The sequence below is a fragment of the Yinghuangia aomiensis genome, assembly GCF_039542225.1.
Classification (GTDB): domain Bacteria; phylum Actinomycetota; class Actinomycetes; order Streptomycetales; family Streptomycetaceae; genus Yinghuangia; species Yinghuangia aomiensis.
Genome location: NZ_BAABHS010000013.1, coordinates 115,591 through 130,619, shown reverse-complemented (window position 1 = coordinate 130,619; position 15,029 = coordinate 115,591). Strand labels below are relative to the sequence as shown.

Below are 15,029 nucleotides of genomic sequence, written 5' to 3'. Positions count from 1 at the left end.
ACATGGAAGCCACAGAGACGGCAGACCGCACGGCCGGCGGCCGGGGCCGGCGGCAGGGTTACGCCACCGGCGACGCCCGGCGGGCCCGGATCCTCAACATCGCCCTCCAGGAGTTCGGCGAGAACGGGTACCGCGGCACGTCGCTCGCCCGCATCGCGGAACGCGCCGAGCTGACCCAGGCCGGCCTCCTGCACCACTTCCGCAGCAAGCAGGACCTGCTCACCGCGGTCCTCGACCTGCGCGACCGGATGGACGGCGAACGCCTCGACCTGGCGGACCACGCCGACGGCGCGGAGGGCGCGCTGGCGGCGCTGGTCGACCTCGTCGCCCACAACGCGCGGCAGCCCGGCCTCGTGCAGCTGTTCACCGTGCTCACCGGCGAGGCGGTCACCACCGACCACCCCGCGCACGGCTGGGCGCAGGAGCGCTACCGCGTGCTGACGACCTCGCTGACCACGTCGTTCCGCAACGGCGTCGAGTCCGGGGAGATCCGCCCGGACGTCGACCCGGCGGTGTGCGCCCGCCAGGTCCTGGCGATGATGGACGGCCTCCAGCTGCAGTGGCTGCTGGAGCCGGAAGACGTCGACATGGCCGCGGTGTTCGGCGATTACGTGCGCGGCTTCCTGGCGCAGATCCGGGCCTGAGCCCGGCCCGCTCCGCGGCCTACTCCGCGGGCGCCGTCTCCGGCGCGGTCAGCTCGGTCAGCACCGCGGCCAGGTCCCAGCCGGACAGGCTGGCGATCGCCTCGCGGAACGTGGTGAGCGCGAACAGGTCGCCGCGCGCGGTCATCCGCCCGTCGACCAGCGCTTCCCGCGGCAGCGACCGGTCGTTGTCGAGCAGCAGGCTGCGCGCCGTCGGATAGTCCATGTGGATCATCAGGTCCGGTCCGGGCAGCAGCCCGGGCCGCACCAGCACACGGCCGTGGAACACGTCCAGGTGCAGTTCGGCCGGGTCGCTGCGGCCCGGCACGTCGCTCACCACGATGTCCACCACGGCCGGGTGCGGGGTGCGCTTCTCCGGGTCCGGCGTGATCAGCCGGCTCAGCCGGGAGACCGCGGCGATCCACTCCTCGGACATGAACGGGTACCGCTCGAGCGCCGGGGCTTCCGGCTCGGCCGGCACCTCGGGCTCCACGGAGTTCTCCGCCTCCATCGCCCGGCCCACCGACTCGCCGAGCTGACGGGTCGCCAGCCGCCGTATGGCACGTGCGAGTTCACTGTCCACCGCGCGCTGCGCGAGCGGCCGCAGGCGGCGGATCAGCTCGGCCATCTCCGGGGCCTCCTCATCCGGCCCGGCTTCGTCGAGGTAGTGCTGCCACAGGTGCGCTTCGGTGAGCTGCATGAACGTCCCGGCGACGCGCTCCATGTCGGACCGCAGCGCCCGCAGGTAGTCCAGCAGCGCGTGCACCGGCACGCCCGCCGCGTGCAGTTCGGCGCTCACCGCGAGTTCGCGCGGACTCGGCACCCGGAACACGGTCAGCGTGTCGTCCTCGGGCTCCAGCAGCCCGAACTGCACCGCGCCGGCGATCGTCACCGGATCGGACAAACCGCCGAACATCGAGGTCAGTTCGGCACGTGTCATCCGGCCGGGTTCCTCGTCGGTCCACGGCCCGGTGACCTCGGCGACCAGGCCGAGGACACCGCCCAGGCTGCGGCCGTTGTCCCACGCGTCGAGCAGTTCCTTGATGCTGACCAGGCTGTAGCCGCGTTCGAGGAGCTGGCCGATCAGGCGCAGCCGGGCCAGGTGGCTGCCGTCGTACAGCGACACGCGTCCGGCCCGGCGCGGGCGGGGCAGCAGCCCGCGGTCCTGGTACGCGCGGACGTTGCGCACCGTCGTCCCGCCCTCGCGCGCCAGGTCCTCGATCCGGTAGTCGCCCAACCTCGTGCCTCGCGATCTCTCTGGCTGCACCGACCTTGTGCGGTTACTGCGGTCGGTCAGCAACGTAATGCAGGTTCGCGTGAACCTCGATCACGAAGGCGAAGCGAAATCCGCGAGGATTTTCCGTGAATGCCGACGAAACGGTCAATTCGTCCGCAGTGCGGCGGTCACGGGATCACCACGACGGGGCGTTTGGCGTGCTTCACGAGCCGGCAGGACACCGAGCCGAAGAGCCGGCTCACCAGGCCCGAGGACCCGCCGACCACGATCGCGTCGGCGGCGAATTCCTTCGCGACGTCCTCGATCTCGTGGCAGATGTCGCCGCCGCGCTCCACGAGGATCCAAGGCACGTCGCTCAGGTGGTCGGCGCACGCCAGTTCGAGGCCGAGCGCTTCGGAGCGGTTGTCGGGTACGTCGATGAAGACCGGGGGCTCGCACCCGGCCCACACGGTGGCCGGGATCCGGTTCGCGACGTGCACGATCACCAGCCCGCCACCCATGCGGCGGGCCATGCCCGCCGCGTACGCCAGCGCACGTTCACTTGCCCCCGAACCGTCGAACCCGACCACCACCGGGTGTTGGAACGCCGGGTCCCGGGGGCGCCGGGAGTCGGGACGGAGCAACGGGGTGCCGTCCGGGAAGTCACTGAAGCCGAAGTCGAAAGCAGCCATGGCAATCGGGGCGTCTTTGCTGAGGAGGGGCGCCGCAGGCCCCTTGAGATCAAATGAAAGAGCCTATGCGTACAGATTACGTCTTGCGGTCGGAATCGGACAGGCTGTGCGGTACGTGAGCACGCACCTTAGTCGCCCTTCGCGCCGTGCGGGAGCCCCCGAGGCCTCGCAGACGGCCATGTGGGTGAACGCCGGGAGGTCCCGCGGCGATGTCCGCAGCGGATGACTCCGCTGACCGGATACCGGCGTCGCGCGGAGCGGACAGCGCTCCCCCGCCCGCGCTCCGTTTCCGCCGGTCTCCCGCCGCCGCGCCGCCGGGCGCGCCGTGTCCGCCGGGTGGCGCGCGGGCACCCGGCTGCCCGCCGCCCGTTACCCGCGGGCGCGACCGGGCGTTGCACAGGGCGACACCGCGTGTCCGGGCGGCCACGTCGACCGGGGCGGCGATCCCCGTCGAGGACGCCGACCCCGCGTCGACGGGGTACGCCCGAAATTCCCCCACACCGCACATAAAGCCGCATAGATCTCATTCATGAAATGCGGCGGTGTATCGGGGCATTACCTTCCCAAGCATCGAGGCCGGTGGTGTGACCGCCGTCACAAACAGGCATATCTACATAACGTCACGTGGAGAACACCATGCATAGACAAGGCCAGAAAGAGTAAGTTCCGATCTTGGGTGACTTGAGTGGCGTGTGTGAACTACTGAGACTCGCCATCAACGACCCCTCCCATCTCGCGGGACGGATCCGGCGGGGCGCGGAGGGCTGAAGAGGGGGCGATCGGAGCCATGAGCAGGACCGACGGTCGACACGCAGGTCGGCACGTCCGGATCGGCACCGCGGAAAGCGGGCGCGAGGACGCGGCGGAAGGGCCCGGAGCGGGCGCCGAGGACGCGGCTGCCGCGTCCGGCGGCCCGGACACCGGGATACCCGCCGGCATACCCGCGGCCCGCGGCGCGGAGCCGCCTGCGGGTCCGGCCCCCGACGCGGACGCCGCGGACGCGGCGCAGCTCCCGGGACCGCGTGCGCAGGGGGAAGCCGACACGGAAGGCTCCGACACTCCCGACGCCGGAACCGGCACTGCCGGTTCCGCGGCAGCCGGGGACTCCGGGAACGCCGGGGACACGGGGGACGCGGGGGACACAGAGAAGGCCGATTCCGACGAGGCGTTCGGCTTCGCCGCGGAGGCGGACGCCGGACTCGACGCCGAGGACCCGGACGAAGCCGACGAGTCCGTCGAGGACGACGGAGCCGACGAGGACGCCCCGCTCTCCGCCGGACATGTCGCGCGGACCGTCGGGGCGGACTCCCCCGACGACTACGACGACGAGTACGACGAAGACGGGCGGCTCGTCCGCGCGGACGCCGCACCCGGTGCGTACGGCGAATGGCCGGCCCGGCTGGTCGGCCGGCGCCGGGCCGAGACCATCGCGGTCCTGCTGTTCGCCGAGACGCCGATCCTGGAGAGCTCGATCCCGATCTCGGTGTTCGGCGTCGACCGACGGGACGCCGGAGTCCCCAACTACCGATTACTGGTATGTGCCGCCGAGCCGGGTCCGCTCCGCACCACGGGCGGTGTCGAACTCATCGCCCCGCACGGCCTCGACGGGCTGCACCGGGCGGGCACCGTGATCGTCCCGGCGTGGCACTCGCCGTCCCGCAAGCCGCCGGCCCCGGTGCTGGAGGCGCTGCGCCGTGCGCACCGCGAAGGCGCGCGCGTGGTGGGCCTGTGCGGCGGGGCGTTCGTGCTCGCCGCGGCGGGGCTGCTGGACGACCGTCCGGCGACGACGCACTGGATGTACGCGCCGGCGCTGGCCAAGTCGTTCCCGAAGGTGCGGGTCGATCCGCGCGAGCTGTACGTGGACGACGGCGACGTGCTCACGTCGGCGGGCACCGCGGCGGGCATCGACCTGTGCCTGCACCTGGTGCGCATCGACCACGGTGCGGACGCGGCCAACGCGCTGGCCCGGCGGCTGGTGGTCCCGGCCCACCGAGTGGGCGGGCAGGCCGCGTACATGGACCTGTCGCTGCCCGAGGAGATCAGCGGCGACCCGCTGGCCACGGTGATCTCGTGGGCGTTGGAGAACCTGCAGGAGAAGTTCGACATCGAGGTGCTGGCGACGCGGGCGTACATGAGCCGCCGGACGTTCGACCGGCGCTTCCGGTCGCTCACCGGGTCGGCGCCGCTGCAGTGGCTGCTGACCCAGCGGGTGCTGCAGGCGCAGCGGATGCTGGAGACCACCGACCTGCAGGTCGAGGAGATCGCGCGGCGGTGCGGTTTCCGGTCGCCGGTGGCGCTGCGCGGGCACTTCCGCAAGCAGCTCGGCATTCCGCCGGCCGCGTACCGGGAGGCGTTCCGCACCCGGGACCCGGATGCGGAGGACGCCGAGCCGGCGCGCGCGTCGTAGGACGGGGCGGGCCGCGGGCCGGGCCTTCGGGGCCGGTCCGCGGCGCCGCCGCGGTGTCGTCGCACCGGGGTCGCACCGGTGTCGCAGCCTTCCCCGGCAGGTTTCCGCGGCACGGCCTAGGCTGATCGGCTATGAATGACCGCTTGGTCTGGATCGACTGCGAGATGACCGGACTCGACTTGTCCCGGGACGCGCTCATCGAGGTGGCCGCTTTGGTGACCGACTCGGAGCTGAACGTCCTCGGGGACGGAGTCGACGTCGTGATCCGCCCGCCCGCCGAGGCGGTGGAAGGCATGCCCGACGTGGTGCGGGCCATGCACACCGCCTCGGGGCTGCTCGACGTCCTCGACGAGGGGGTGACGATGGCGGAGGCGGAGGAGCTGGTGATGGGCTACATCCGGGCGCACGTACCGGAGGGCCGCAAGGCGCCGCTGTGCGGCAACTCCGTCGCCACCGACCGCGGGTTCCTGGCCCGGGACATGCCCGGCCTGGAGTCGTACCTGCACTACCGGATCGTCGACGTGTCGTCGATCAAGGAGCTGTCGCGGCGCTGGTACCCGCGCGTGTACTTCCAGTCGCCGCCGAAGACCGGCAACCACCGGGCGCTGGCCGACATCAAGGACAGCATCACCGAGCTGAAGTACTACCGGGACACCGTCTTCGTCCCGATGCCCGGCCCGGACACCGAGACCGCGAAGGCCGCGGCCGCGAAGTACACCGCTCCGCAACTGCCGCTGCCGTAGTCCCCACTCGGTCCGCCCGGCCCCTCCGGGGGCCTTCCCGCGGCCGGACGCGGCGCCGGGTGACGGGTCGCGAACCCGCGACTCGGCGGCGCTGCCGGCCCGGGAACAACCCGGGAGCGAGCACCCCTCAATCCCCTGTACACTCTTTCTCGCTGCTCCGGTCGGGCAACCGGCCGAGTCGCGTGGTGGGTGTAGCTCAGTTGGTAGAGCACCTGGTTGTGGTCCAGGACGTCGCGGGTTCGAGTCCCGTCACTCACCCCACGCATGCGAAGGCCCCGGTCGCGGAAACGCGGACGGGGCCTTCGTCGTTGGCGCCCGGACACGCCCTAGTCGGCCGGGGCCCGCTTGGCGCCGAGGAGGCGGGTGTAGCGGGGGCGGGCGGCGAAGTCGGCCTGGGTCCAGACGACCGGGCGGGCGGCTTCCTCGCAGAGGTGGAGGATGCGGTCGGCGGCGAGGTGGACGGCCACGTGGGCGGCGTAGCCGTCGGGGCGCCCGGGGAGCGGACCGGCGTCGTAGAGGAGCAGGTCGAGGGGGCGCGGGTCGGTGACGGTGGTCACGGCGGTTTCGTCGGCCCACAGGTCGGATGAGCGGAGCGGGGGGACGCGGCGGCCGAAGTGGGCGAGGACGGCGTACGCGTATACCTGGCAGTTCGCGCCTTCGGAGACGTCGCCGGGGGTCGTGCGCTCCGGGTCGCGGGCGTAGACGTAGGGGACGTTGCGCAGGTGGGTCGGGAGGAAGAGCAGGTCGGGGTCGGCGGGGCCGCGGAGGAGGGCGCCGGCGCGGACGGTGAGGGTGGTGCCGTCCCAGGCGAGGCAGGCCAGGTCGGGCACGACGAGGTCGGCGTCGGAGTCGAGGGCGCGCTTGCCGATGCCGACGACGTGGCCCGCACCGGCGGCGCGGGCGGCCCGGATGCCGGCCGCCGTGTCTTCGAAGACGGTCGTGTGGGCGGGGGCGAGGCCGAGGCGGGCGGCGGCCGCGAGGTAGCAGTCGGGGGCGGGTTTGCCGGTCGCGACGGTGTCGCCGGAGACCAGGACGTCGGGCAGCGGGAGCGCGGCGCCGCCGAGTCTGGCGGTGGCCAGGACGGTCGTCGCCGAGGTGACCACGGCCCAGGGCCGCTCCCCCAGGCCGGCGAGCAGCGCGGCGGCGCCCGGTATCGGCCGGGTGTGGACGGCGTCGGCGGTTTCGATGGCGTCGATGCGGGCGACCGCGGCGGCGATCCCGGCGTCGTCCCGGTCGGGCAGGAAGTGCCGTGCGGTTTCGGTGGATCGGCGGCCGTGGATGGCGGGCAGCACGTCGGCGGGGTCGAGTCCGTGTTCGGCGGCCCACTGGGCCCAGCCCCGTTCGCCCGCGGCGACCGAGTCGACCAGGACGCCGTCGCAGTCGAAGAGCAGGGCCTTGGTCGGGATGCGGAGGACGTCGGGCGAGACGGGACCGTGCGGCATTCGCTGCTCCGTGATCGTGCGCGGGACGACGGAACGATCACGCTACTCATCGGCGGAGGCGTCCGCCCCGGGAATACCCGTCGCGGAACCCGCCTTGCGCCAGGGCGGGTTCCGCAACGGATCAGCCTGCGGACAGGTCGGTGTGCCGGGGGGCGTCGCCGGACTGCACGCGCTGCCACGTGCGGCGGTAGAGGGCGGCGGCGGGTTCGGCGGGGACGAGCGCGCGGCGGGCGGGCAGGTTGCGGTCGGTCAGGCCGTACAGCGGCAACTTCCAGACCTCCAACGGCAGATGCGGGGCCTTGGCGGCCTCCCACTCGCCGGGGAGGAACAGCGAGCGTCCGGCGCGGGCCCGACGGGCTTCGACGACCCAGCCGCTGCCCGCCAGCGCGGCCCGGGCGGCCTTCGCGCGGGCGGGCTTCCACCCGGTCCACAACGCGGTGTTGCGGTCGGTGGGGTCGGGCATGGCGAGGAGCATGAGGAACAGCGTCGCGGCGTCCTCGGCGAGGCCCAGTTCGGCGCCGACCTCGGCGACCAGGTCGGGGACGGAGCGGGACGGGTCTTGCGGCCACCACGTCCCGTCCCGGTCCCGGCTGCCCGCGACCGGGTCGCCGGGGTCGCCCAGGAGTGCGGCGAACGCCGGGTCGGAGACGCGGCCCAGGGTGATGCGCCGGGGCAGTCCCGGGTCGAGCTTCGGCTCGGTGGCGAAGGCCAGGTCCAGGTAGGGATCGTGCCCGGCGCCGTCCAGGAGGTCGGTGCGGACGAGCGGCGATGCGACGATGCCCGGGTGGGTGTCCCAGTCCAGCCGCTTCACGACGAGGGAGCCGTAGCGCTCCCAGCCGTCTCCGGTTTCGGTGGGCTCCCCCGCGGCTTTGCGGTAGGCGCCGAAGTGTGCGAGGACGTCGAGGTCGAGCAGCATCCCGGGGGCGGCGAGCCTTTCGCGGATCCGTGCCAGCGCGGTCGGCAGCGAGGAGCGCAGCGGGTCGCCTGCCGGCAGGCGGTGGGCGAGCCACTGCGCGGCGGTGACGGTCACGTCGAGGATGCCGCCGTGGAACGCGGGCGTCCGGGCGTCGGCCGGAATGGGCCGCCCGTCCTCCAGCGTCCACGTGTGGTCCCCGGTCAGCTCGGGGCACGCGTCCGGGTCCAGCACGGCCCGCACCGCGGCGGCGGGGCCGCGGGAGATCAAGTCCGCGTCGCTTGCCCAGCGCATGCGGCCGGCCCTGGTCCACAGCAGGTTGGGCAGCGCGGCATTCGCCTCGACGAGGAGCGCGTCCGGGATCGGCCGCAGACGCCCGACGCGGGCGTTCCAGACTTCGGCCGCCGCGGCCGCGTCCACGCCGTCGGTCCACAGCCGGGCCGGGTCGGCGGGCAGTAGTGCCGCGACCAGTTCGCCGCGCGGGTCGGGAGCCGCCAGGCGCCGGATCTCGCCGCGGGCGGCTTCGGCTTCGGAGGCCTTGAGCCCGAGGACGGCGCGGAGTCCGGCGGACGGGAACACCGGGCTGGACAATTCCGGAAGTCCGGCCGTGACGAGGTGGGCCACGGCCCGGCCGACGCCGGTCGCTTCGGCGAAGACATCGGCGGCTGCCGGATTCCACGGCAGTTGTCCGTGGTGCGCCCAGGCGTCGAGGAAGTCGCCGAGCCGGGCGAACCACCGGGTGTCGATCGGTGCCGCGTCGGTGACGGTGTAGCCGTCCGGGAGCGCGAAGCCGCCGGACGGGTCGCGCATCAGCGCGGTCATGTCCAGCCCGTACTCCCGGCGGTTCCGGGTGTAGAGGGGAATATTCGCGTCGCCGACGAACAGGAAAGCCCCGCCGCCGAGCCCCAGGATGCCGCGTACCTCGTCGTCGTAGGCGTTGTCGCCGTGCCACTCGGCACGTTGCAGGGTCTCCCGGTCCACGTGCAGGCGGAGGCGCCGCCAGCTGCCCGGGTTCTCGGTGCCCAGCCGGAAGGCGTCGAGGAGCGTGAGCACGGCCCGGAGCGCCTCCTGTTCCGCGGGCGGCGTGACGGGTGATGCGGCCTTGAACGCGATGGCCGCGGCGTGCAGGACGATTCCCTCGACGCTGATCTCGGCGCGGCGAAGTCCTTCCTGGCCGAAGTGCAGGCGCCGCGGGTCGTCGGCGGCCTGGTCGGATGCCGCGCGCCGTGCGGTGGATTGGGCGTGCAGTGCGCGGAGTTGCCTGAATCCCCAGGCCCGGCCCTGGTGCTGGGCGGCCCGGGCGGGCTCGGGTGCTTCGCCGATGGCATGCGGCGCGAGTCCGAGCCCGTCGAGAGCGCAGCGGAGCAGTTGGTCGCCCGGGTCCGTCTTCGGGTCTCCCGGTATGTCGAGCGGCGCGTCCGGTGGCTCGGGGGCGGTGATGCGCGCGGCCACCGCGTCGAGGACCGTGCGGCGCTCGGCGGCGAACCGGACCACGCCGGCGATGCCCGCGGTCAGGACGGGGTCGGTGACCGCGGGGAGCAGGGTGCGGATTGCCGAGGCCAAGTCCTCGGCGGCTGCGGCCGTGAGCAGTGCCGCGGCGGTCTCGTCGTCGATCGCGCGCAGTGCGGCCGAGCCCTCCGCATCGCGGATGCGCATCAGGTGCCAGAACGGCGTCGGCGGCAGGACCGGATTGCCGGCCCGAAAGGCGTCGAAGGTGCCGGCCGTGACCACCCCGTCCGGGTCCGCGATGTCGACCCGGTCGTGCTTGTCGCGGAGCAGCGCCCGCGGCCGGTCGTCGCCGGGCAGCGTCAGCGCCGCGAAGGGGTGGGCGGGGAAGGAACGCTCGGTCGCATCGCCCGGCACGGTCACGACCCGTCCCGCGAGGTCTTCGCCGCGCAGCATGCCGCCCGGTTGCGCGGTGACCCGCCAGCCGAGCAACCCGTCGACGGGGACGCCGACCGGGCCCGGCTCGACGCCGGGCGCGGGCCGCACCCAGCTGTGGAGGCCGTCGAGACCGTCGGCCGCCAGGAAGGCGGGTTGGTCGCGCTCGCCGCGCAGCCCGGTCACGGGGTCGTGGCGGAACCACGCGGACGCCTGGTCGTCCCAGGCCCAGAAGCGCGTGCCGTCGCCGCTCACCGCGCCCTCGTCGGGGATGTCGGAGGCGTCCGCGGCGAGGATCCCGCGGCCGGTGAAGCGGCGGCCGTCGGCCAGCGGCAGGGAGATGTCGTCGATCCGCGGATCGCGATCGTCGTCCAAGCCGCGCAGCGGCACGGGCTGGGCAGGGGTACCGGGTGATTCGTCCGGCCGGTACCAGTAGCCGCGGAAGCCGCCGCCGAACTCCTTCCAGTACACGAGCAGCGCGCCGTCCACGTACCGGAACCCGGTCCGCCACGAGCGGTCTTCCGGCACGCGCGCGGTGTGCCGCAGCACGACGCCCTCGGGGCCCAGCACCCGCACGTCGTTGTCCGCGGCCACGATCAGGTAGGGCCAGGCCTCGCCGACGATCGGCCGCATCTTCTCGCGCCCGCGCGCGAGTTCCTCGAACTCCGGCCAGCACAGTTCGTCGGTGAGTCCGGTGCGGAGCGTGCGGGCCAGTTCCGGGGCGAGATCGGCCTTCGTCGCGTCGATGACCGCATCGGGGGCCAGGGCGGCGATGTCGCGCGGGAGCCAGGCCAGGCTCTGCTGCGCGCCGGGATGGCTCGGCAGACCGGCCGGGGCGGAGGTGCGGGAGAGTTCGCGGATCCAGTCGGCGAGCAGGTCGCGGCCGCCCGGGGTGGCGGCGACCGTGCGGGCGGTCCTGGGGTGTTCGCTGTCGTCGTACCAGCCGCGGGCGCCGTTGTGGAACGCCCGGGCCAACGCGGGCGATGCGGCGAGCGCACGCAGGTCGCGCCGCTCGGGGCCGCGGGCCCAGCGGTCGAGTTCGAGGCGGTGCCCGCGCGGATCGGGGTCGGATACGGGGATGTCGAGGGAGAGCAGGAGGTCGATCAGGTCGACGTCCATGGCGAGGTGCCAGGTCACCTCGAATGTGCGTCCGGTTGCCGCGAGTTCGCCGCGCATCCGGTCGGCGATCCGGGGCAGCAGGGTGTGCAGGCCGGGCATGCGCGGGTCGTCGCCGCCGGAACTCCAGCCGTCCAGGATGCGGGCGAGCCACCCGGCGGTGCCGTCGGACGGGCGTTCCGCATCGGTGACGTCGGCCCCGTCGCCGAGTCCGGCGGTGGCGCCGCAGTCCTCCAGAAGCGCGATCCAGATCGCGCTCAGCGCCCGGGCCTGGTCGAACGTCATGTCGCGCTGATGCCATTTCGGGGCGACGTCCAGCAGTCCGCCGCGGAGGGCGGGATCGCGCCGCGCGGCGGCGACCACGGCGGCCCGGTGCGCGGTCCACCAGCCGGCGGGGGCACGGACGACGACGGGCATCCGCAGGATCTCCGCGACGTATTCCCGTTCCCGTTCGTCCTTGTCGCCCGCGCCGCGCGCCAGCTTGCGGATGGCCGAGGCCATCTGGACGGACGGCGGCATCCCGGCCTCGGTGCGGCGCACGCACAGCCGGGCGAACCGCGTGAAGGCTTCGTCGGCGGGGAAGCGGCTCGACAGGTCCTTGGAGTATTCCGCGACGGCCTTGGCGGGCAGCGCATCGGCGACCACGAACTCCAGGAAGATCGCGTCGACGTGGTCGTCGTCCACCGGCAGCCCGTGTTCGGCTTCGGCCTGGCGCGCGGCGGCGAGCAGTTGCGCGGCGAACGCCTGGTGCCGGGTGGACAGGAAGGCACGGGCGGCGTGCTCGTGGAAGCCCGGCAGCAGGTGCGGGGCGGAGCGGGTCAGCTCGGCGGCGATGCCCTGGTAGGTGCCGAGGGCCTTCTTGGGCTGGGACCAGGCGCGGCGGCGGGCGGTCTTGAGGTCGTCCGGGAGTCCTGGCAGAAGGCGCAGCAATTGCGCCGTGTCGCCGGGGTGTTCCCGACGTACCCAGTCCAGGAAGTCGCTCTTCTCCCGCGCACCCATATGACCGCACCTCTCCACCCGACTGCTGGAAATCCCGCTGCCGCCAACGGCGTTGTGCGGGATTCGAGCGAGGCTAACCGGGGCGGAGGACAACCACGCGGCGCGGCAAGGCCGTTCTGCGCTGTGCGGACAACGGCGGCCTCAACCGGATGCCGGGGCCGCCGCAGGCCGTGTTCAGCGCCCCAGGATGCCGTTCCAGATGTCCGCGGCGAAGCGGTTCATCGGGCGCAGGACGCGGGTGTTGAGCCAGCGGGCCGGGCGGGCGACCGCATAATGCCAGACGACGCCGAGGGCGTGCAGGACCGGGCGCAGGACCGTGCGGTAGACGGCGCGGCAGGGGATGACGACGGTGACGCGGACGATGGCGGTCGCCACGCGCCAGCCGTAGCGCAGCGTGGCCTTGAGGGCGCGCCACAGCGGGTGCAGGATCCAGCGCCACAGCAGCCGGAGCGGCCACACGACGCACCAGTTGAGCACGAACACGACCGCGCAGAGCACGACTTTGGCGATCGGTTTGAGGACCCACCGCCACAGCCACCGGCCGGCCGGGACGAGGACGCGGTGCCACAGGAATTCCTCGACGGCTTTGCGCACCGGCTTGAGGATCCAGTCGACGACGAACGCGACGATCGGGGTGAGGATGAGCCCCCACAGGAGGTGCCGGAGCAGCCAGCCCCACAGGAAGTCCTTGAGGACGATCCAGAGCGGCCGCAGCACCCACCGGTGCAGGAACCGGCCGACGGGCCGCATCAGCCGCATCCAGAAGAACACCAGGGCGGCCAGCAGGATGCGGCAGACCAGCTTCACGCCTTCCCACAGCAGCCGCAGCGGGATGAGCACGATGATGGCGATGATGCGGGCGATCCACTGCCCGATCGACGTGCGCGGGGCGGGTCCGCCGCCCGGAGTGCTGGGTATCTCGGCCGACATCTGCCGCTCCTCTTCGGGGTGTTGACGCGAAGGTACGGCCCGGCACCCGGGCACGGACAGGGTGCGGATACTCAGATTCCGCATGGAGCTACGGGTGCGTGCCCGGTCGAGCGCCCGATGGGTGTTCAGGCTTTCGGGTGAACGCCTGCCGCCGCTCGGGCCGAACGCCGGGGCGCGGGCCCTGAAGCGGCCTAGCCTGGCGCCATGCCACGTGACGGACTGCTGCGGATCGGGACGCGTTCGTCCCCCATGGCCATGGCCCAGGCCGAGCAGGTGGCGGGGCTGCTGCGCGCCGAGTGGCTGGTGCGCGAAGTGCGGGTCGTGCCGTACACGACGTCGGGCGACCGGTGGACGGGCGATCTCGCCGAGGCGGGCGGCAAGGGCTCGTTCGTCAAGGAGATCGACCGGGCGCTGCTGGCGGACGAGGTCGACGTGGTCGTGCATTGCCTGAAGGACATCCCGGGCGACGAGCCGATGCCGGACGGGCTGGAGATCGTGGCGTACCTGCCGCGCGACGAGGTCCGCGACTGCCTGGTGACGGCGTCGGGGGCCAAGCTGAAGGATCTGCCGTCCGGCGCCCGGGTGGGGACGAGTTCGGTCCGGCGCAAAGCCCAACTGCTGGCGCTGCGGCGGGATCTGACGGTGGTGCCGATGCGCGGCAACGCCAACTCGCGGCTGGCCCGGCTCGATGCGGGCGAATGCGATGCGCTGATGCTGGCCGCGGCCGGTCTGGAGCGCATCCGGATGGCGGAGCGGATCACCGAACTGTTCGCCACCACGTCGGTCGTCCCGGCGATCGGTGCGGGCGTGCCGGCACTGCAGTGCCGCACGGACGACGCCGACAGCGCGGAGGCCGCCGCGGGCCTCGACGACCCGGCCACGCGCGCCTGTGCGGTCGCCGAGCGCGCGCTGCTGACGACCCTGCGGGGGCACTGCAACAGCCCGATCGCGGGCCACTGCGTGCCGAAGGACGACGGCCTGACGCTGCACGCCGCGGTCTACCGTCCAGGCGGCGACATCGTCCTGGAGGCCTTCGAGAACGGCCTGTTCCCGATGGCCGAGTGGATCGGCGAGGCGGCCGGGCAGACGCTGCTCGACCAAGGTGCCCGCGAGCTGATCGACGCGATTCCGCACTGAGGGCCGGGCCCGCACCGCAGGGTCGGGCCGCACCGCAGGGCCGTCCGCGCCGTAGCATCCGACGATGCGTCAAGTGTGGGCTGCGTGGGGGGATGTACTCGTCGCATGGACGGTCGCGCTACCGGTGCTGGCCGGTGCCGAGGTCGCCTCGTTCCGGCGGCGGGTGCGGCGGGGGATGCCGCGGGCGGAGGCGAAGCGGTTCACGGTGGCCGAAGCCGCCCTCCTGGGCGGGACGGTGCCGTGGGTCTGGATGATCCTCACCCCCGTGTCCGGCGAACGCGCGGTGAGCTGGGTGCCGTTGCGGGACCTCGTCGCGGTGCTGGGCAGTGATCCGACCACAGTGGTCGTGCAAGTCGGCGCGAATCTGGTGGCGTTCGTGCCGCTCGGCTTCTTCCTGCCGCGCCGCACCGGGCTGGGCCCGGTGCGGGTGACGCTCGTCGGCATGGCGTTGTCGGCGTCGCTCGAGGTCGCGCAGTATGTGCTCGCGCTCGGCCGGGTGTCGTCGGTGGACGACGTCGTGGTGAACACCGCAGGGGCGGCGCTCGGTGGCTGGCTGTCGGTGCTGTGGGCCGGCCGGACTACTGCTTCTTCGGCCGGCTCGCCCCGTCGTCGGAGCCCCCGCCCTTCCGGAGGCGGCGCAGATACTCCCGGGTCCAGCCCGTCGTCTTCACCACATCCGACTGCTTGACGCCCGCGGCGAGCGCGGCCACCGCGGCGGCCTTCAAGGCCTGCCGCGCCTCCTCGTGCGCCTTCTCGGTCCGTCGGTACGCCTTGGCGGCTTTTCCCAGCTCATCGGCCGCGTCGCTCTGTTCCACCCCGTCAGGATGTCACAAGGATCGGCCAAGCACGTAGGCCAACAGAGTTGACATCGGCGCGCAAACGATGGAATATTGCGGTCGAAGCCAAGGTGAA

Annotated in this window: 10 protein-coding genes and 1 tRNA gene; 6 read left to right on the top strand and 5 right to left on the bottom strand. The window is 73.1% G+C overall.

Features of this window, described 5'->3' with window-relative positions; genetic code table 11:
* Positions 1–2: 2 nt before the first annotated feature.
* Positions 3–644 (top strand): TetR/AcrR family transcriptional regulator, encoded by a 642-nt coding sequence (locus ABEA93_RS19445; RefSeq protein ID WP_345676884.1) that lies wholly within the window; start codon positions 3–5, stop codon positions 642–644.
* 19 nt (positions 645–663) lie between these two features.
* Here ABEA93_RS19445 and ABEA93_RS19440 read toward each other — a convergent pair whose 3' ends face one another.
* Both ABEA93_RS19440 and ABEA93_RS19435 read right to left on the bottom strand, forming a co-directional pair.
* Complete coding sequence (locus ABEA93_RS19440; protein WP_345676883.1) at positions 664–1,878, bottom strand: MerR family transcriptional regulator; 1,215 nt, start codon at positions 1,876–1,878, stop codon at positions 664–666.
* Between the two features lie 167 nt (positions 1,879–2,045).
* Entirely contained in the window at positions 2,046–2,549 is a 504-nt protein-coding gene (locus tag ABEA93_RS19435) for a universal stress protein (RefSeq protein WP_345676882.1), read from the bottom strand.
* Positions 2,550–3,948: 1,399 nt separating this feature from the next.
* Here ABEA93_RS19435 and ABEA93_RS19430 point away from each other — a divergent pair.
* From ABEA93_RS19430 to ABEA93_RS19420, 3 genes are all read left to right on the top strand, one after another.
* On the top strand, positions 3,949–4,956 hold the full coding sequence (locus tag ABEA93_RS19430) for a GlxA family transcriptional regulator (protein ID WP_345676997.1): 1,008 nt from the start codon (positions 3,949–3,951) through the stop codon (positions 4,954–4,956).
* A gap of 131 nt (positions 4,957–5,087) precedes the next feature.
* Positions 5,088–5,699, top strand: a complete 612-nt coding sequence (orn, locus tag ABEA93_RS19425) for an oligoribonuclease (RefSeq protein WP_345676881.1) — start codon at positions 5,088–5,090, stop codon at positions 5,697–5,699.
* 185 nt (positions 5,700–5,884) lie between these two features.
* Positions 5,885–5,960: transfer RNA gene (locus ABEA93_RS19420), tRNA-His, on the top strand.
* Positions 5,961–6,025: 65 nt separating this feature from the next.
* Here the strand turns inward: ABEA93_RS19420 and ABEA93_RS19415 are convergent.
* The 3 genes from ABEA93_RS19415 to ABEA93_RS19405 form a co-directional block, all read right to left on the bottom strand.
* A complete protein-coding gene (locus ABEA93_RS19415; RefSeq protein ID WP_345676880.1) occupies positions 6,026–7,141 on the bottom strand; it encodes an HAD-IA family hydrolase in 1,116 nt (371 codons plus the stop codon).
* A 121-nt stretch (positions 7,142–7,262) separates the two neighbouring features.
* On the bottom strand, positions 7,263–12,050 hold the full coding sequence (locus tag ABEA93_RS19410; RefSeq protein WP_345676879.1) for a DNA-binding protein: 4,788 nt from the start codon (positions 12,048–12,050) through the stop codon (positions 7,263–7,265).
* Positions 12,051–12,224: 174 nt separating this feature from the next.
* Positions 12,225–12,980, bottom strand: a complete 756-nt coding sequence (locus tag ABEA93_RS19405) for a hypothetical protein (protein WP_345676878.1) — start codon at positions 12,978–12,980, stop codon at positions 12,225–12,227.
* A gap of 204 nt (positions 12,981–13,184) precedes the next feature.
* Between ABEA93_RS19405 and hemC the strand changes: the two genes are divergently transcribed.
* The gene (gene hemC / locus ABEA93_RS19400; protein WP_345676877.1) at positions 13,185–14,117 is read left to right on the top strand and encodes a hydroxymethylbilane synthase; all 933 of its coding nucleotides are present in this window, start codon (positions 13,185–13,187) and stop codon (positions 14,115–14,117) included.
* 64 nt (positions 14,118–14,181) lie between these two features.
* On the top strand, positions 14,182–14,805 hold the full coding sequence (locus ABEA93_RS19395) for a VanZ family protein (protein ID WP_345676876.1): 624 nt from the start codon (positions 14,182–14,184) through the stop codon (positions 14,803–14,805).
* The last annotated feature ends 224 nt before the right edge of the window (positions 14,806–15,029 follow it).